The sequence below is a fragment of the Membranihabitans marinus genome, assembly GCF_019802045.1.
Lineage (GTDB): Bacteria > Bacteroidota > Bacteroidia > Chitinophagales > Saprospiraceae > Membranihabitans > Membranihabitans marinus_A.
In genome coordinates, this window is sequence record NZ_JAHVHU010000010.1 from 203,555 (window position 1) to 221,619 (window position 18,065).

Below are 18,065 nucleotides of genomic sequence, written 5' to 3' on the forward strand. Positions count from 1 at the left end.
GATTTTTGCTTATACTTTGCTTAGTAGAACTCATTTATTCAAAACAATTAAACGCATCATTATGTCTCTTGTGAATTTCGCACTCAAATGTAAAACGATTTTTCTGATCGTCCTGTCTATTGGACTCGGAATTAATATTTCCTTTGCACACATGCCTTTTGGCGGCGGAGGGGGTGATCATGACGTGAAGAAAAACGCTGATAAAATCAAAAAAGTTGTACTTGATGCAGGTCATGGAGGAAAGGATTCGGGCGCGTTGGGAAGCAAAAGCAAAGAAAAAGACGTCGTGCTTGATCTGGTTCTAAAACTAGGTCAAGAAATAGAGCGTAAATACCCGGACATTGAAGTAATATATACCCGTAAAACAGATAAATTTGTGGAACTGCATGAACGGGCAGAAATTGCAAACAAAGCCAATGCAGATTTATTCATATCCATACACTGCAATGCAGCAGGTAGTCACAGCGCCTGCGGTTCTGAAACTTTTGTACTGGGTCTTCACCGAAACGATGACAATTTAAAAGTAGCTAAGCGAGAAAACGCTGCGATCCTTTTAGAGGAAAATTATGAAGAGAATTATGAGGGTTTTGATCCCAATTCAGAAATTTCACACATTATCCTCAATATGTACCAAAATACATTTTTGGACCGCAGTCTGACATTCGCAAATAGTCTTGAAACAAACCTGGTCACCAAGAACAAACGAAAAAGCAGGGGAGTAAAACAAGCTGGATTTTTGGTTCTTAGACACACTTTCATGCCAAGTATTCTTTTTGAAGCCGGATTTCTGACCAACAAAGAGGAAGAACAATATCTGAATTCATCCACCGGCCAGAGTCGCATTATTGCAAGTTTTATCGATGCTTTTGAAGATTATAGAAATCAAATTGAGAACAATCCACATTTGGCAGATGTCAAAACAGATGTACAGTCTGCTCCCGGTTCTGCTAATAACCCAACGAAAGAAATCAAACATGCACCGCACAAAGTTTCGCAGGTGACCACCACGTCACCTCGTCCTAGTGAATCTTCGGAAAGCACCTTAGTGGCCAGTGTCAATAATGGTCCTGAGCTATCTCCTGCCCCATCCCAGAATCCAATGACCAAAAAACAAAAAGAATTCTCTGGTAATGAACTGGAGTTTTGTGTCCAATTAGCTGCTACACCTAAAAAGGCCAATCTCAGTGCATCAAAATGGAGAAATATTCAAAATCTATCCATCCGATACGAAAAAGGAATGTACAAGTATCAAATTACCGGAATCGAAAAATATAGCGACGCCAATAAAATGAAAGATCGTATGAAGCAAAGAGGTTTTGAAGGTGCGTTTGTAGTAGCGTACAACAATGGGAATAGGGTCGACATTTCTGAAGCAGTCGGTATGTCTGATCAATAAAAGGACTTGATGATGCAAATACGAAAGTTTACCTTGAGATATAAACTTTTAAAAAATCCGGATTTTAACTTATCCGGATTTTTTTATTTGTATCAGTAGTGACGAAGAACCGTTTTACCACATATCATTAAAATTAATGTCAATTCGACACATTAATTTTGGGTTGAAACGGTGATTTGGAGTTACGCATTTACAATAATTACTATATTTGCACGAGATAGTGTTTGAATTACAGCCAAGAAATAAAGTGAATGAGCAAAGAAATAAAAATAGGAATTTTAGCAATCGTAGGGTTAGGATCCTTGATATGGGGATACAACTTTCTTAAAGGTCAGAATCTTTTCAAAAGTCAATCCATCTACCATGTTAAGTACGATAATATCTATCAATTAGAGGTATCGGCACCGGTATACATCAATGGTTACCAAGTCGGCAATGTGAACAACATTGACATCGATCCTGAAAACATGCAAAACATTATCGTTAGTTTAGAAATTCTTCCAAAGGTTAAGTTACCTCAAAATACCGTAGCACAGCTTTATTCAGATGGTGTCATGGGTGATATGGCGATCAAGTTAAGTTACACGGGAACGTGCAATGACGACTGTATTGAATCCGAAGAATACATCGAAGGAGCCACGCTAAGTTTTCTGGGATCATTCTTACAACCAGACGAATTGGATGAATATATAGCCAAATTAAAAAGCGGGGTGGGTAGCATGATGGATACGCTCAATCATATTATGGACGATCCGGAATTTCAAAATTCAGAGATTGGACAATTGACTACCAGTGTCAAAAACACAGTGCACAACCTGGAATCAACTTCCATTCGTATGAATCAAATGATGGCCGCAAATTCAAAGGCGTTGAATGAGGTGACCGAAAATCTTGCTAAAATCACAGGTGGTATTGCTGAAAAACAAGAAAGCCTGAATCAAACTATCCAAAACATCGGGACCCTAACGGGAACGCTGGCAGATGGTGGACTGGAAAAAACCCTGAACAATACCAATACTGCCTTGGAAAAACTAGGAAAAGCAGGTGATCAAACTCAAGAAACACTTAAATCCCTGGAAACGACCTCCGATCGTCTCAGCTCCGTTTTACAAGCATTGAATCAAGGTGAAGGAACTTTGGGTAAGCTCATTAAAAAAGATGAAATCTATGGCGAATTGAACTCGACACTTCAAAATCTCGATCTACTGCTACAAGATTTCAGACTCAATCCAAAGCGGTACGTTAATGTCAGTGTATTCGGCAAAAAATCAAAAGATTACACCTTGCCTGAGAATGATCCGGCCATGGAACTCCGCGATACGACAAGTCAGTAAGACATAAATCAAGTTTTCGATTGTCTCCTGTATGTAGCACACAGCCCAGCTGACCTGCCACCAGGATACAACGGTATCATATCGTGATCTTTTCTGCATGACGCGCATGAGATATGGAGAGCGGAATACACTTCAATAGCTGCGACCTGATTCAAACGTAAACCTCACATGAAGGTGTCTTCCACCAGCTTACAACGGTGGAAGACACTTTCCTATGCCGCTTGATAAATGTTAACCCGCTTTATTCACCACATCAAACTATTATGATGCATAATTCCCAGTGCATCAATTGCTTAATTCCCAAAATTGGGCATATTACATAGCCCAATTTTGGGTGACGATTGACTTTTGCGTGTTAAGTCACACCCTACGGTACCTGGAATGAACTTTAATGCAACGACATTTACGCTTCAGCATCAGCTTTATCACATCTTTTATGCAGATTCAATCTTCTCTGGAGCACTTTCATTTTTTGCCTGATCCGGAAAATGAATATCCATTTGTGGGTAAGGAATCCCTACTCCTGCTTTATCAAACTCCTTTTTGACCTGTTCCATCATGTAAAAGTGAACGGGCCAGTAATCATCGCTTTTGACCCAGGCTCGCGCCGACAGGTTCACGGATGATCCACCATGGGAAGCGACGAAAACATCAATCGGTTCTTCTTGTAAAATGGCTTCATGATTTCGGTATAAACGTTCAATAATTGAACGCGCCAGATCAATATCATCGTCATAACCAATTCCAAACTCCATGGCCAGACGCCGTGTTCCCATCGTGGTATAATTGACAATCGAACCATCCAACACCTGGCCATTGGGAACGATTACCAAATTGTTGTTTGGGGTGGTCAACAAAGTGGTAAAAACCTGAATCTCTTTCACTGTACCCGATTGATCTGCTATTTCCACATAATCCCCGATTCGATAAGGTTTGAAAAGCATGATTAAAATGCCAGCGGCAAAATGACTCAGGCTTCCCTGCAAGGCCATTCCTACAGCAAATGCAGCAGCTCCCAGAACAGCTACAAAGCTGGTTGTTGCGATACCGAATGTACTCGCTACGCTAATAATCAATAAAACCTTTAAGACCACACCGGATGCTGTCTTAAGAAAATTTCTTAGTGAAAGATCTATGCCATATCGCAGCATCGCTTTGTCCAGTAATTTTACGATCCATTTGATTACGATCCATCCGATAACCAATGTCAAAGCAGCCAGTACGAGTTTAGGTGCATACTCAGCCACTATTGCTTCCAACCATTCTAATGATTCCTTCATAATTGTATTTAAAAATTTATAGATACATTAAATTACATCCACGAACATCTGCAGAATCTGTTCTTCCCAGAATCTCGAATTCCTGCCCGTACGTACGACACACATCATCCGTAGCAATAAAGCTACAACTATCCATATTTGCCAGATCGATCACATGGCACCGTCCGGATTGTCCATCCGGTAAAACCGTCAGGGGATCCGTGATGTCAAACGAGAGAATTTTCATCGAAGCGCTCATTTGAAATATTCCTTCACCTGAAGAATAACACTGCGACAGCAACTCCGTCATTCCATACTCCGAGTGAATTTTTTCACAGTGTAAATTTTCTTTTAGAATAGAATGTACTTCCTCTCGAATCAATTCTTTTCGACGTCCTTTCATTCCGCCTGTTTCCATAACGATATGATCTTTCATATCAAACTGATGTTTTTCAGCAAAATCAAGTAATGCGTATGTCACCCCCCAAAGTATAATTTTTTTAGAGCCGGCAAAATAATTCTGTAGATCTTTTGCCAACTGGTCAAAATCATAGCGATAAAACTGGCTTTCAGAATTTCCGGTTTGAATCATAAATCGCCTGATCATATAAATAAGCGATGAATCGCCCTGTTCCATGTATGATGGTAGCAATGCCAATAAAATAAATTCATCCAGGTCCTCATAAGCGGACTCGAAAATTCGGGTTGATACGATGTCATATATCTTTCGGCTCCGGACAATGTGCCGGCTTCTCCCGGTGTCTGTAGTCCCCGATGATTTAAAGATCATCTCCGGCGAAAAGTCGCCAGTCTGAATGGGATGGGTCTTAAAAAAGCGAACAGGCAAAAAAGGAATTTCAGATAACTTACCTGGATGCTTTGGAGATCCAAGATGTCGACAAAACTCCTGATATACCGGGTTGTTTTTTAACTGAAAGTAGTAAATTTCAAAGGCCATTTCTTCGAAGTTGTAACTTCCAGAAAGTAGTTTATCCACGATTTTTTGCCGTTCATATTCCATTGTCATAAAAATCTTCCTGTGCATCCATAATCGCAAAATTACAAAATGTCCCTGATATCCCCTCTCATCCCGGGTACATCCAATCGTCTTGAACAATCATAAATAAAATTAGTTTTTAATTATACAAGCACTCCACTTACTGAGAATAAAGGCTGGAAGGAGAAGCGTAGTATCGTGTAATTTTAAAAATAAATTAAAATATCAATGATAATAAACGTACCTTTGCGCCCTTAAATTAAAAAATACCTTATGCAAGATATCCGGAACATCGCTATTATCGCTCACGTAGATCACGGGAAAACCACCCTGGTCGACAAAATTCTTCACCTCACTGAAATTTTCAGAGATCCGGAAGCACAATCAGACCTGATCCTCGATAACAACGATCTTGAACGGGAACGCGGCATTACGATAGTTTCAAAGAATGTTTCTGTGATTTACAAAGGAGTCAAGATCAACATCATTGACACCCCGGGTCACGCAGATTTTGGCGGTGAAGTGGAACGTGTGCTCAACATGGCAGACGGGGTGTTGCTCATTGTGGATGCATTTGAAGGCCCCATGCCTCAGACACGGTATGTGCTTAGTAAAGCCATCCAACTGGGGAAAAAGCCCATCCTCGTGGTTAATAAAGTCGACAAACCCAATTGCCGGCCCGGCGAAGTGCAGGAAGATGTTTTCGACCTCATGTTTCATCTCGATGCCAATGAGGATCAACTCGATTTTGAAACCATCTACGGATCTGCCAAACAAGGCTGGATGTCCCTGGACTGGAACGAACCCACCACAGATATGAGTGCTTTGCTCGATATGGTGATCGATACGATTCCTCCACCGGAAGTCTCTACAGGTACACTTCAGCTTCAGATCACCTCCATCGATTATTCCAATTATATCGGACGGATCGCAGTCGGCCGGGTTACCCGTGGATCGATCAAGCCCAACATGCCTGTAACGCTGGTAAAGAGAGACGGTACAAAAGAAAAATCCAGAACCAAAGATGTATTTACATTTACGGGAATGGGCAAAGAAAAAGTTGATGAGGTCAAGGCCGGCGATCTTTGTGCAATCAGTGGTATCGAAGGGTTTGACATTGGTGACACCATTGCGGACATTGAAGACCCCGAAGGAATGGCACCAATTACCATTGACGAACCTACGATGAGCATGTTGTTTACTGTCAATGACTCGCCGTTTTTTGGAAAAGAAGGTAAGTTTGTTACATCCAGGCACCTCAGAGAAAGATTGCACGCCGAGACAGAAAAAAACCTGGCTCTGCGGGTTGAAGATACCGATTCCCCAGATTCCTTCCAGGTTTTTGGCCGGGGTGTCATGCACCTGAGTGTTTTGATTGAAACGATGCGTCGGGAAGGCTATGAACTGCAGGTTGGAAAACCAGTAGTGCTGTTCAAAGAAATCGATGGCGTGAAAAACGAACCGATCGAGCAATTGACCATAGATACCCCTGAAAAAGCCAGTGGAAAAATCATCGAAACGATCAGCCAGCGAAAAGGTGAAATGCTTGTCATGGAACCGAAGGGTGATTTGATGCATCTTGAATTTGAAATTCCGTCCAGAGGGATTATCGGATTGAGAACATACGTGATGAATGTATCAGCAGGGGAAGCTATTATGGCGCACCGATTCTCACACTACAGCCCCCACAAAGGTCATATTCCCAGCCGAAACAAAGGAAGTCTGATTGTCATGGAAGGTGGCACGACCATTCCCTATGCCATGGACAAGCTCCAGGACCGGGGCCACTTTTTCGTGGGACCGGGTAAAAATGTTTACGAGGGTCAGATCGTCGGTGAAAACAACCGTGAAAACGATCTTGTCGTCAATGTGACCAGAACGAAAAAACTCACTAATATGCGCGCCTCCGGATCGGATGACAAAGCCAAAATGGCTCCCCCGGTGGAAATGTCCCTGGAACAATTCATGGAATATATCGAGCAGGATGAATACTTGGAAGTAACGCCGGAAAGCCTTCGTATCCGAAAAATTTATCTTAAAGAAAATGAGCGGAAAAAAGTGAAGGTGTAAATATGCACAGATGTAAGGTACTATGCTCACTCACCATCCAGGGCTGCAAGTTCCTTACATCAACCTGCACCATATTTCTTCAGTAATCCCCGTGCCGCTCGAACGTCGTACTTTCGATTTTTCGGATCAGCGGGCACGATTTGCCGGATAGCGGTCCATACTGGCTCCAGGTCTTTCTCCTCAAAATTGAATAGAACATTGAGTGCTTGAAACCTGACTTTCTCGTATTTATTTTTCAAGGCTCGGATCAAAATGTCCTGAGGCAATGTAGTCTGTCCCATACGATACAGCGCTTCGGCTGCTGCGATCTGTACGGTGACTTCATCATCCTGCGCCAATGCCTGAATATCATGGACCAATACCGCGCTCATCTCCGGGTACATGGCTGCAGAAGTTGCCGCCCAATACCGGAGTATTGGATTCTTATTTTTCAATCCTTTTCGAATGGCGGGTTGGTCTCCTTTGGTCATCCGCTCTACCTGGGGTAGCAATTGTTCAATCGGGTATTGTCCTGACCGGGCATATTCATACATCGTGGTGTGCTCTGTAATCCGCTCTACCATAGCTTCCGGGATCAGACCGACATCTTTTATCCGGATCATCCAATCCATCGTGGCCTGACTCATGCGATCCAACACCTCCTTATAAGCCGGATCATCCGCCAGATTGTTGATATTATCGGGATCATTGGTAATATCATAAAGTTCTTCTATTTCTTTTGGCTCAAAAAACCGGGATTGGGTTTCATTGAGCGTTCCATGATCATAGGCGTCGGCCCAGGATTTCATAGAAGGTGCCCGCCAAAGGTACTCCAGGTATTGTCCGTAAACTTTATGTGGCATAAAATTCCGGGTATACCGGTATTGTTTATCCCGGGCAGTACGTGACATATCAATCCGTTCATCCATCCGTCCGCGAAATCCAAAAGCATATTCCTCATCGCGTCCCTTTTGTTTTCCCAAAAAGGCAGTTCCCTGCATATAATCCGGAACAGATAAACCAGCCAGGCTAAGAATAGTGGGTGGAAAATCGATGAACGACACCAAGCGATCAGTTCGTGATCCACTTGCCCCGGGTGCCAGATTCTTGTATTTTTCCGGAAATCGAATAACCAATGGGATCCGCAAGCCTGACTCAAACAAAAATCGCTTGCTCCGCCCCAGGATTCCGCCGTGATCGCTGTAATAAAACACAATAGTGTTATCAGCCTCTCCCGACGCCTCCAGATCTGCTAAAATCGCCCCCACCCGTGCGTCCATGTCCTCCATTTTGTCATAATACTGTGCCCAATCATGTTTCATCGCGGATGTCCTGGGGTGGTAAGGCGGGATAGGCACCGCTTCCGGATCATGACGAAGGTCTTCTATGGGGATGGAATCATGAATAGAACTTTCGTGAGAGATTCCAATATTGAAAATGGCAAAAAAGGGTTGTCCCTCCTTTCGGTTGAGGTAGGTCGCTTTATTGCTGGACTCGTCCCATGTTTTGGATTGGTCATCGGTATTATAATCTTTCTTGCTGTTGTTGGTGGTATAATAACCCGCCTCCCGTAAGTACCGCGGATAAAATTCAATCATATCCGGAATAGGATACGTACTGCGCATATGCTGGGTTCCCATCGAGACTGGATATACGCCGGTAATCAGAGTGGACCTTGATGGTGCACACACCGGAGCGGAGGCAAAAGCATTCTCATACAGGACACCTTCCCGTGCCAATTGATCGATATGGGGCGTTGTCGCAAATTTATCACCATAAGCACCGATAAAAGGACTATTATCTTCGCTGACGATCCAGAGGATATTGGGTTGCGTTCCTTCAGTCTGGGCCTGAGCGGATGACAGCCAGTTAAACCAAACGAAGAGCGAGAAAATCAGTATATATTTCACGGTATAGAGTTTGTGGTTATTGATTCAACAATCCGAATATAATGATAAATCCACAAAACACCCGCCTCATGTCGGGCGCTCATAGAAATCTGTACGGTCTTCATATCGGGATGTCAGAACGCCCTCTTCTTGCATGACCTGCACTACACTAACGGTTCCCAGGTGATGATGGGCTCTTGATATCAAAAAACCTTCGAGATCCGCGACCGATTTTCGGTGATGAAACGACCATATATTTTCGGAAAATTCCGAAAAATCTACTTTCCCGGTATCTTTTAAAAACCGGTGAAACGCATGTCTTTTTTGGTTAAAATCATCCCTGGTATACATCCCCCGTGAAATCCACATATAGGGCTCATCAATCGGTCTTGTTCGATGCAATAATTTTTCACCATTCCATCGCCATTCATCCATGTCTGAAGCACGGTCCCTCGGAAAATATACCAGCGTAAAATCGTCGTAGTCCGCAAATTCGTGATTTTCCATGAAATCTTTCCCATTAACCAAGAGATCCAAGCACAATGAACCACGACTTTTTGGTGCCTCAAAGTTCGGATAATAATCATAATCAGCACCATTCAAAATAAAAGCCTGATGGCTGGATGATACTGCATTCCAGGTTCCTCCTCCCTTGACATCGATGGGGTAAAATAAAGATCTTCCCCGATAATCATGGTAATCAGGCGGTTCAGCTTTGGGTCTTCGGGTACTGACGTCCCGGTTTTGGGTCAGTACATAATCTGAATGCTGGAAGGGAATAAATGTTACTGTACACATCGGTCTACTCCGTTGCGGGTTTTGGAAAATACCGCATTGGGCTGTACCGCTTGTAGGAATCGAATACCTCTTTATCCGGCCCCACAATTCGGGGGTCATTCGTTCGGTCCAGCTCTTTACGCAACAGTTTCTTCATTTCCTCACCTTTTTCTTCCCAGCCGGGCTGATCGATTAGATTGTGCAAACAGGCTTTGTCGTTGTACACATCGTACAATTCCCATTCCGGCCGCTTAGCCACCGACCAGTCAAAATACTTCTTCCAGGGGCCCACATCATGGTGTTCGACAATAAAAGATTTCGTAGGACAAGCATCAATATCTGTAAACGCCCATTGGGATTGATGAACACCGGTACTGTCAATTCCGTACATGGGATGGGTTTTTCTAGATCCTTCTGACAACAATCGTTGAGGTGCTCCGGCTGGCCAACGGTCCGGTTTCATATTCCACACCAGAAGCAGATAACCTTGTCGCAGCGTACGTTGCGGATACCCCCAATTTTTGTACCTGGATGATGAATGACGTTCTCGTCCGGTCAGTACAAATCGGTCAGCATCCAATACCAGACCGGATTGTTCTGACTCCAACAGTGGAACCATACTCTGCCCGGTGATGGGTAACATTCCATTTTCAGAGGTACCCGTTAATTCTAGAAACGTCGGTGCAAAATCAACGAAACTAACTGGATCCGTTATGTGACGCCCCTCTACTATTTGACGGGGCATCCGGATCGCCAAGGGAACATTGATACCGTAATCGTAGCCATTGGCTTTGGCTCGTGGAAAAGCCATCCCGTTGTCTGAGGTGACCACGACAATGGTATTCTCCAATTCACCAATCTCTTCCAGATAATCAAGCATAAGCTGCAGGTGATGGTCAAACCATTCTATTTCTACCGCATAATCCAGCAAATCGCCACGTATCGTATCATTATCCGGCAAGAATGCGGGAACATCGACCTCAGACAGTGATTTACCCCGGGCTTTCCAGGATCCTTCTTCGAAAGCCCGATGTGGTTCATGGCCGCCATACCAAAAGAAAAATGGATCACCATCCCTTTTCTCCTCCATGAAATTTTTGAAATTGGCAAAATAATGTTTTGAACTAATTTCCGATCCAAATCTGGTTTTATCCTCCTTAGAATAACGGATGTCATTGTATTCTTTGCCTGCGGCATTCTGACGGCGTAACGGTGACGCTCCATACTTGAAGGGGCCAACGCCCTTTCCTGTGTAGCCCGTATGATACCCATTAGCCGCTAACAAATCCACAAAAGGCACATATTTGTCCAGCCACCCAGAAGCGTGTTGCCCGGCTTGTTCATTCTGCCAATGATACCGACCGGTCACCAGCGTACTTCGGGACGGCGCACACCCCGGAGAACCAGCGTAGCAATTTTCAAAATAAATGCCTTCTCGTGCTATCCGGTCAAAAGCCGGCGTATTAATCCATGAACAACCTTCATAGGAGGTATGCAAAGCAGATTGATCATCACTGATGGCAAAGAGAATGTTCGGGCGATCCTGTGAATACCCCGATACAGAGCTGAACATGAGAAACAAAAGACCAATTAGTATTGGAAACCGCATAAATTTAATTTTAAATGACAACAGGATACATAATACTGATTTTCCTGATAAAATCATACTATTTAATCGTTCATAAGAATTTCAAAAGCCACTTCAGGCAACATTTCATGGTTTCCTTCAAAAATGATCAAACTGATATTATTATGTTCCTTTTGCAAGCAGATTTTCCGGTCTCCGATCACCCCCATATTCTTCAACGGTTTTCGATGTTCCAATAAGTAAAGGATTTCTTCGGGCTGAACGAGGGCCCCCTCGTCTCTTTCATTAATTTGATCTGTTTGATCTCTCGCTTTGAAGTCTTTGACCAGCTTATTATAAAAATTGATCGATTGGGTAATAGGCACGCTCCCTTGAATACCGTCATAAACGCCGGCATATATGTGCAGCCGTGTTTCTCTTATCGGAGTACGCCAATAGATCGGTGAACGGGCGATGGCTTCGTCCACATTAAGAATCTTCTCCGCAGATCCGGTACAAGCCAATATATGATCGCTGTACCCATTTTTCCGAATCCGTGATTGATTAAACCAGGCAGCCAGATCAGAAATTGGCACCCAGGCTGATATCGTATGAATGGGATGACGCGACCGCATATACACCGCCAGGGCAGTATAGCCACCACCACTTACCCCGTTGACATATATACGCGAGGTATCGACGTTGGCATGCGCTATAGCAAAATCAATGGCCTGATCGATGTCTTCCAGAGCATATTTACTGCAGCATGCTTTTGAAGTCCAGTTGGGTCCCCGAAAATCCGGATGGATATAAATCCAATCTTTTTCAAGAACCATTTTGGCCAGAGTATCTTTCTGATTATAATCGCCACTCCAGGTATGCAAGGAAATTAATAAGGGACGAGGCGTTGTATCTTTTGGTTTATAAAACCAAGCTTTTTGTGTGGCTGAATCAAGGGTAGACACGATTTTAATTTCTTCAAAGGGTTCTGGCCAATGGCCGGGACGGGTATCATCGTATCGAATGGGAGTTTCGTTCTTATCCATAGCAGATTGATTCACACTCTTGGTGTTTACGCACGCTGTAAATAAGGATAATATGAATATAAAAAATAGATAATAGTCCTTTTTACTCATCTTTTGATAAGGTGAAAATTTGAAAATACGATGAATCATGGTCTTGAACCTTTCGGTTGTAGGTTAGGTATTTGCCAGAATGGGACCATTGAATGGCCCGCAACCCGGCATAATTTTTCGCCACTTGCGGAGTGACGCATTTGGTGTCGCCGGATTCCAAGGTGGTCAAGTAGATCTTCTCATCAGAACCATACGCTGCAAACTTCCCGGATGGGTCGATATCAAAAGCAGTCTCCATCGAGAAATCATTTGAAGTAATATGTCTGACTTCCCCACCTGCAGTCGGTACTGAATACAATTGGATCAAGCCATGATCATCTTTCATCATAAAATACAAGACGGCACCATCCGGCGAACTTTTCATCCATTGGCGGGGTCCCTGAACGCCTGGGTATTTCCGTTCTGATGTAAAGGTGACGCGACGTTGCTGAACCATCGAAGGTGGCATGGGCCTGGAATGATCATTTCCTTTGAGTTGCTCCTCTTCGGAAAGGTCCGGTTTTTCCTCCGGCAAATCCACCACAAACACTTCGGTCACCACTTGCCCTTCGCCATCCCGCACATCACCCAGAAAAGCCACCGCCTTCGGGTGATGTTTTCCCGATGCATCCACGTAACCATTCTGACCGATCCAGCCGTCTTCATAGGCTTTTGATATTTCGTCCGAACCGGGACGGGGACTTTCTGTGACCCGGGAGACGATCATGGAAAACATTGTACCATTATTATTCTCCTCCTGATCATCATCCGGAACTTTAACGGCGCCCCAGGGCGCCATGACGCCCACCATACGAAGATTTTTGACGGAAGTATCAGTCAGAGCAAGGTCTGCCATGACTTCGTCATTGTAAGTAAAGGAGATCCAGCTTCCATCCCCGCTCCAGGAGTGGGCGTGCGATCCGCCACGCAGTGCGCCAAGGGTATATGGTGAAGAAATATCACGGGCATCATAGTGGATAAGTTGATCAGGTTGGTCAAAATGCACACCTGTTCCTGTACGTCGTGAGATTCCATAGGGTCGCTCTTTATCAGCATTGGGTAGTCCATGTATAAAGATTACACGATCATCGACCGTGGAATAAGCAGCTGCACCCACACCAGGACCGTATTCACTTTGACCAACCGATTGATAAACGGTATCCACTTCTTTGCTTTTCGGGTTTATCCGTTCGATCCGCCCGGTTCGTCCAATATCCGGATCCGCATTGCGTGTATCATAAATAATCCATTGGTCATCCGGAGAAAAAGACTGGGTCGGGTTTAAAAAATGACCGTACTCTTCAGTCGTGATCTGATTTTCTGTCCATATTTTGGTTTTAGTATTCATCATACACCCCTGGATTATAATACCTCCTATTGCGGCACCTCCTATTGCGGCTAAAAGAGAAAAAAATTTTTTATTGTAAAACATGATTCGAATTAGATAAAATAAAGGGCACTGAAAATTATCACGGATCGATTACTCGATCCACGCTCTTATTTTTTCAAACCGGTCATTCTCGTTGGAAGAAAACACAGCGGCGGGTAATTCCTTCCCCTTGTACGTCTTATCAGCTCCATTCACAGGATCAACGATTAAAATATTATTATCAAAAGAATTGATGAGATCAGGAATGTCGTAGTATTGAATCCCTCCGGCCACAGCAGACATCAGGTATCGTGCATCGTATTCCCGGTCATCCAGAATAGATCGATAACTGGCCAGAGACTCGATCAATACAACCCGCTCTTCCCAGTCTTCCAAAAACGCGATGTGCAATAGTTCCGGTCCCGCCAGACCTCCCGCAAATAAGATGAGATCTCCTAAATTCTCTTTTGATCTATTGATAAAGTCACGTAATCTGGCGATCTCTTCTCCATGTAAAGCAGCCAAACTTTTATCGGTCAATATTCCCGCATACCAGATATTCAAAGGTACCTTCTGAATTCGGGCATCGCCCCCTGGATATCCTCCACCCAATTCACCGATCCCACTCAGGTCCGATAGTACCACCGAGTACCCGGATTGAAGCCATCTGTCCACAGAACCCCCGCTTTTTCCAATTTCTTTTTTTCCTTCACTGTCCACCCAAAGAATCACTTTATTATTGCTTTGATGGGGTTTCATCCATACCACAGGCAAGTAATAATCACCACTTCCCTGGACGAGGTACTTTTCAACAGCGATGTCTTTATACTGTGTACGTCCCGAAAAAACGACTTCTGATGGATCAAAATCCGATTGATAACCAGATAATTCAATGATTTTAATTCTCAGATCCACCTTGGAAGCTGGTTGTTCGACATTTTGGTCGTTAAAATCTTTGATTGTGAGGCTATACATATCTTCGCCACCCCATTCTTTGTATAGGTTTCCTTTAGATGTCACCCAGAGTTCTTTCAGGTCAAACAATTGGACTTCCTCATCTTTTGATGAACCCGGGTTTCGAAGATGCTTTTGAAAAAAAGCATAAGTTGCTTCCCGGTTTTGAACCGTTGATGCATGTCCGGCATCGTCTTCAATTTTTTGGAGGTGAGTAGGCTTCCCGAGGAATTTATAGGCTTTTTGCGCCTCCTCGTAGGTATCCCGGACGCCCTGTATACTAAATATATCGCGCGTCGTACTCACGATCAAGGTCGGTTTGGGTGCCCGCACTTCAATGTAATCCGGCATATCTATTCCTTTGGAAATACCGTACATTAAGTTTTGCTCCGCATCCTGAGGTCCTCGTGACTTCAGTAATTTATCAAAAGTGGTAATGTAGCATTCCGGAGCTGCGGCATATATGCGATCATCAACGGCTGCTATATAGGCTGTTTGCGTACCCCCTCCCGATCGTCCGGTAATACCCAGCCGATCCGGATCCACATCATTCCGGGACAGCAGGTAATCCACACTCCGTATCCCATCCCAGATAAAATAATTCGCCGGAGAAATCCCAGCCAAAAAAGCTTGTGATCCCGGATAGGAATGTTCATGGGTCGCTCCCATTCTAGGCTTGCCATTTTCATCCAGGTATCGGATCCGTTCGCCTTGTCCGATCGGGTCAAAAGCCAGGACCGCAAATCCTTTTTTGACATAATTAAATATCATATGTTGGTAGGTTTCACTGCGAAATCCTTCTGAAGCATGACCACTGCAAAACAAGATAGCAGGAAGTGGGTCGGTCGTCTTTTCCGGACGACAAAACATCGCTGTCACATAATAGCCTGGTCTGGATTCGTAATACAGTTTTTCAATCCGCATGCCATCTTGGTACAGTGTATCAGTGATTACAGGATTCAGCGGCGTCTTTTCAGGAAAAGGTCCCACTATTTCTGCCAAGGTGGACTTGACATATTGCTGCCTGTCCAACCAGGCTTGTTTTGAGTTTAATCCATCTATATTCTTTTTTCGTTCATCCAACTGTTCAAACGCCCGATTAGCCAGTACTTTGTACAGGGTATTGGTGACATCGGTCTGGTAGGAGTTCCAATAGGGATATACATCCAGATCCCGTTCCTGTGCCTGAATAGTTCTATTTCCCGCAAACAGTAAAAATAGACAGATTGAAGCAATAACAATGGGGTTGAGGTTTCTTCCTACACTAAAGTTTCGGCGGACAAGAAGATTTTCTCCTACTCCAGCGCGGATATGAGGGACAATAAAACAAGGATTAGTTAGTGATGTTCTCATCATAATTGTAGCATTAAGGTCTTTCATTGATCGATTGTTTTTCTATATCACTTGGATTGATCCATCCGGCCTTGATATCATCACCCCGAATAAATCGTTCATAAAAATGACGGTTTCGCTCTTCCGAATAATTATACTCTTCAAATATGTCCCCATTTCCAAAAACCCTGGGATCACCTTCTTCTCTCAGTTCCCGAAGCAGTAATGACTTCAGTTTTTCCTTTAATGGTTGGTAAGAATCCTGACCGGACAAATCATGGACACAATCGGGATCTCTGGCCAGATCATACAATTCTTCCCCATCCCTTTTTCCAAAATTCCATTGCCAATAAAGACTCTGATCTTTCAATCGACGCTCATTCAGGATCATTGTTTTGGTCGGTGATCCATCGGTATTCATGTAACCGGTTTCCGGATTTCCGGCGGGCCAGCGATTGGGTTTGTAGTTGATCAGATAAAGGTGACTATCCTGAACAATTCCGCGAATGGGATATCCGGTGTCTTCGGGTCTTCCCAGATCATGACGCTCTTTTCCGATGACCATAAAATCTCGTTGGTTTGGATCGGAACGATTTTGAAAAACAGGTACCAGGCTGTTTCCTTCCATGGGCTGCATGCCATAATGTTCACCATTCACTCCGGCGGCATCGAGGAAAGTCGGAGCAAAGTCGGTAAAACTCACGAATGGATCATAGCTCCTGCCCGGATCGGAAATTCCGTTCTTCCACATGATTGCCAACGGCAGGTGATTGGAATGCTCATAAGATTGTCCTTTGACCCTGGGAAAGGGCATACCATTGTCTGAGGTGACCACAACAATCGTATTTTCCAGCTGTCCCTGATCTTCGAGAATTTCCAAAATACGGACCAGGTGTTGATCAAAATATTCAATCTCAAAAGCATAGTCCAGGATATCGGTGCGCACGGTATCATTGTCCGGCCAGAATTCAAAAACGTCATCGATATCGGTTAACTTTTTGCCCGCTTTATTTATGCCAGCCCCATACTCATACCTGCGGTGCGGTTCATGCCCGCCATACCAAAAACAAAAGGGTTCGTCCCCATTGTTGCCTTCCAGAAAAGCTTCAAAATTGGCACTGTAATCCGTACCTGAAATGTACTTCGCTGGTGGGGTGGTTTTGAGGGCACTATAATTGGAGCCGAGGAGTTCCCTTCTTTGCCCGTTCATTGTTCCCGGATCACCCGGTGCCCACCCTTTGCCGGTGTAGCCAGTACGATATCCGGCTTCTTTCAGGGCTTCGGCATATGTGACGTATTTCTCCGGGAAGAAAGGCACATGATTGGCTGCTTCCTCGAGCTGCCAGGAATTCCGTCCGGTGATGATACAGGATCTGGAAGGCGAACATTTGGCATTGGGCGTGTAAGCGTTCATAAAAAGAATGCCTTCGCGGGCCACCCGGTCAAAGCCCGGGGTGTTGACCCAGTCAGTACCATACGCGGAGGTGTGAGGGAAGGATTGATCGTCGGAGATGCAAATGAGGATGTTGGGTCGGGTGGGTGTTTTCTGACTATAAGCTGACGTCAGAATAACAATGAAATAACAAAATAAGAACCAACGTCTCATAAATTAATTTTCCCGACCAATATAGTAAAATTATCCCGATTTAATTCCGGATCTTATGAATAGCCAATGGGAAATTAATCCTTAAATCTGGATTTTCATGAGTTCATGTATGTTTTTGGTGGTCGTAATCATCAAATAGAAATCTTTGACTTTAAAACCGGCTTTTACACGACCTCCCTTCGAATACCGCGGAAGGGGCCTAAATACCACTTCAAATGTATTCTCGCTCTATTATCATATCCGGGATTTGACGCCATTCCATCGCAATGACTCACGGCTGCAGGTGTAAGCCTCCTCGCTCTCCCGCCAAGTTACCGCCACAGGATTCTTCCCCCACCCATCGACGGGATTGGTGGTAGAAACTTACGGAGCTGCGATGCGTCACGGTAGTGCCTTACTCCTTTCCTTAAGTGCTGGATGG

Annotated in this window: 12 protein-coding genes; 3 read left to right on the forward strand and 9 right to left on the reverse strand. The window is 44.1% G+C overall.

Annotated elements, in window-relative coordinates; all coding sequences use genetic code 11:
- The first annotated feature begins 61 nt into the window (after window positions 1-61).
- Both KUV50_RS12010 and KUV50_RS12015 read left to right on the forward strand, forming a co-directional pair.
- Window positions 62-1,396 (forward strand): N-acetylmuramoyl-L-alanine amidase, encoded by a 1,335-nt coding sequence (locus KUV50_RS12010; RefSeq protein WP_222580400.1) that lies wholly within the window; start codon window positions 62-64, stop codon window positions 1,394-1,396.
- A gap of 251 nt (window positions 1,397-1,647) precedes the next feature.
- Window positions 1,648-2,730 (forward strand): MlaD family protein, encoded by a 1,083-nt coding sequence (locus KUV50_RS12015; protein WP_222580401.1) that lies wholly within the window; start codon window positions 1,648-1,650, stop codon window positions 2,728-2,730.
- Window positions 2,731-3,164: 434 nt separating this feature from the next.
- Here the strand turns inward: KUV50_RS12015 and KUV50_RS12020 are convergent, their stop codons facing one another.
- Both KUV50_RS12020 and KUV50_RS12025 read right to left on the reverse strand, forming a co-directional pair.
- Window positions 3,165-4,010, reverse strand: coding sequence for a mechanosensitive ion channel family protein (locus KUV50_RS12020; protein ID WP_222580402.1), 846 nt, complete (start codon window positions 4,008-4,010; stop codon window positions 3,165-3,167).
- Between the two features lie 16 nt (window positions 4,011-4,026).
- Window positions 4,027-5,034 carry an acyl transferase gene (locus KUV50_RS12025; RefSeq protein WP_222580403.1) on the reverse strand — a complete coding sequence of 336 codons (1,008 nt, stop codon included), beginning with the start codon at window positions 5,032-5,034 and terminating at the stop codon, window positions 4,027-4,029.
- Window positions 5,035-5,259: 225 nt separating this feature from the next.
- On the opposite strand from KUV50_RS12025, the gene typA reads away from it, so the two are divergent.
- A complete protein-coding gene (typA, locus tag KUV50_RS12030; protein WP_222580404.1) occupies window positions 5,260-7,056 on the forward strand; it encodes a translational GTPase TypA in 1,797 nt (598 codons plus the stop codon).
- 59 nt (window positions 7,057-7,115) lie between these two features.
- Here the strand turns inward: typA and KUV50_RS12035 are convergent, their stop codons facing one another.
- The 7 genes from KUV50_RS12035 to KUV50_RS12065 form a co-directional block, all read right to left on the reverse strand.
- Window positions 7,116-8,945, reverse strand: coding sequence for a sulfatase-like hydrolase/transferase (locus KUV50_RS12035; RefSeq protein ID WP_222580405.1), 1,830 nt, complete (start codon window positions 8,943-8,945; stop codon window positions 7,116-7,118).
- 66 nt (window positions 8,946-9,011) lie between these two features.
- The gene (locus KUV50_RS12040) at window positions 9,012-9,722 is read right to left on the reverse strand and encodes an NRDE family protein (protein WP_222580406.1); all 711 of its coding nucleotides are present in this window, start codon (window positions 9,720-9,722) and stop codon (window positions 9,012-9,014) included.
- 4 nt (window positions 9,723-9,726) lie between these two features.
- Window positions 9,727-11,310, reverse strand: a complete 1,584-nt coding sequence (locus KUV50_RS12045) for a sulfatase (RefSeq protein WP_222580407.1) — start codon at window positions 11,308-11,310, stop codon at window positions 9,727-9,729.
- A 62-nt stretch (window positions 11,311-11,372) separates the two neighbouring features.
- Window positions 11,373-12,314 carry an alpha/beta hydrolase family protein gene (locus KUV50_RS12050; RefSeq protein ID WP_222580408.1) on the reverse strand — a complete coding sequence of 314 codons (942 nt, stop codon included), beginning with the start codon at window positions 12,312-12,314 and terminating at the stop codon, window positions 11,373-11,375.
- 82 nt (window positions 12,315-12,396) lie between these two features.
- Window positions 12,397-13,734, reverse strand: a complete 1,338-nt coding sequence (locus tag KUV50_RS12055) for a DUF3748 domain-containing protein (protein ID WP_222580409.1) — start codon at window positions 13,732-13,734, stop codon at window positions 12,397-12,399.
- A 129-nt stretch (window positions 13,735-13,863) separates the two neighbouring features.
- Window positions 13,864-16,086, reverse strand: coding sequence for an alpha/beta hydrolase family protein (locus KUV50_RS12060; RefSeq protein ID WP_222580410.1), 2,223 nt, complete (start codon window positions 16,084-16,086; stop codon window positions 13,864-13,866).
- Entirely contained in the window at window positions 16,073-17,644 is a 1,572-nt protein-coding gene (locus KUV50_RS12065; RefSeq protein ID WP_222580411.1) for a sulfatase, read from the reverse strand. Before KUV50_RS12065 ends, KUV50_RS12060 begins: the two co-directional genes overlap by 14 nt.
- Window positions 17,645-18,065 lie beyond the last annotated feature (421 nt).

Bases quoted from the DNA above. Each gene is read 5' to 3' on its own strand.
- KUV50_RS12050 (WP_222580408.1), bottom strand. From the start codon at position 12,314: ATGGATAAGAACGAAACTCCCATTCGATACGATGATACCCGTCCCGGC.
- KUV50_RS12010 (WP_222580400.1), top strand. From the start codon at position 62: ATGTCTCTTGTGAATTTCGCACTCAAATGTAAAACGATTTTTCTGATC.
- KUV50_RS12025 (WP_222580403.1), bottom strand. From the start codon at position 5,034: ATGCACAGGAAGATTTTTATGACAATGGAATATGAACGGCAAAAAATC.
- KUV50_RS12040 (WP_222580406.1), bottom strand. From the start codon at position 9,722: ATGTGTACAGTAACATTTATTCCCTTCCAGCATTCAGATTATGTACTG.
- KUV50_RS12060 (WP_222580410.1), bottom strand. From the start codon at position 16,086: ATGAAAGACCTTAATGCTACAATTATGATGAGAACATCACTAACTAAT.
- KUV50_RS12045 (WP_222580407.1), bottom strand. From the start codon at position 11,310: ATGCGGTTTCCAATACTAATTGGTCTTTTGTTTCTCATGTTCAGCTCT.
- KUV50_RS12015 (WP_222580401.1), top strand. From the start codon at position 1,648: ATGAGCAAAGAAATAAAAATAGGAATTTTAGCAATCGTAGGGTTAGGA.
- KUV50_RS12065 (WP_222580411.1), bottom strand. From the start codon at position 17,644: ATGAGACGTTGGTTCTTATTTTGTTATTTCATTGTTATTCTGACGTCA.
- KUV50_RS12020 (WP_222580402.1), bottom strand. From the start codon at position 4,010: ATGAAGGAATCATTAGAATGGTTGGAAGCAATAGTGGCTGAGTATGCA.
- typA (WP_222580404.1), top strand. From the start codon at position 5,260: ATGCAAGATATCCGGAACATCGCTATTATCGCTCACGTAGATCACGGG.
- KUV50_RS12055 (WP_222580409.1), bottom strand. From the start codon at position 13,734: ATGATGAATACTAAAACCAAAATATGGACAGAAAATCAGATCACGACT.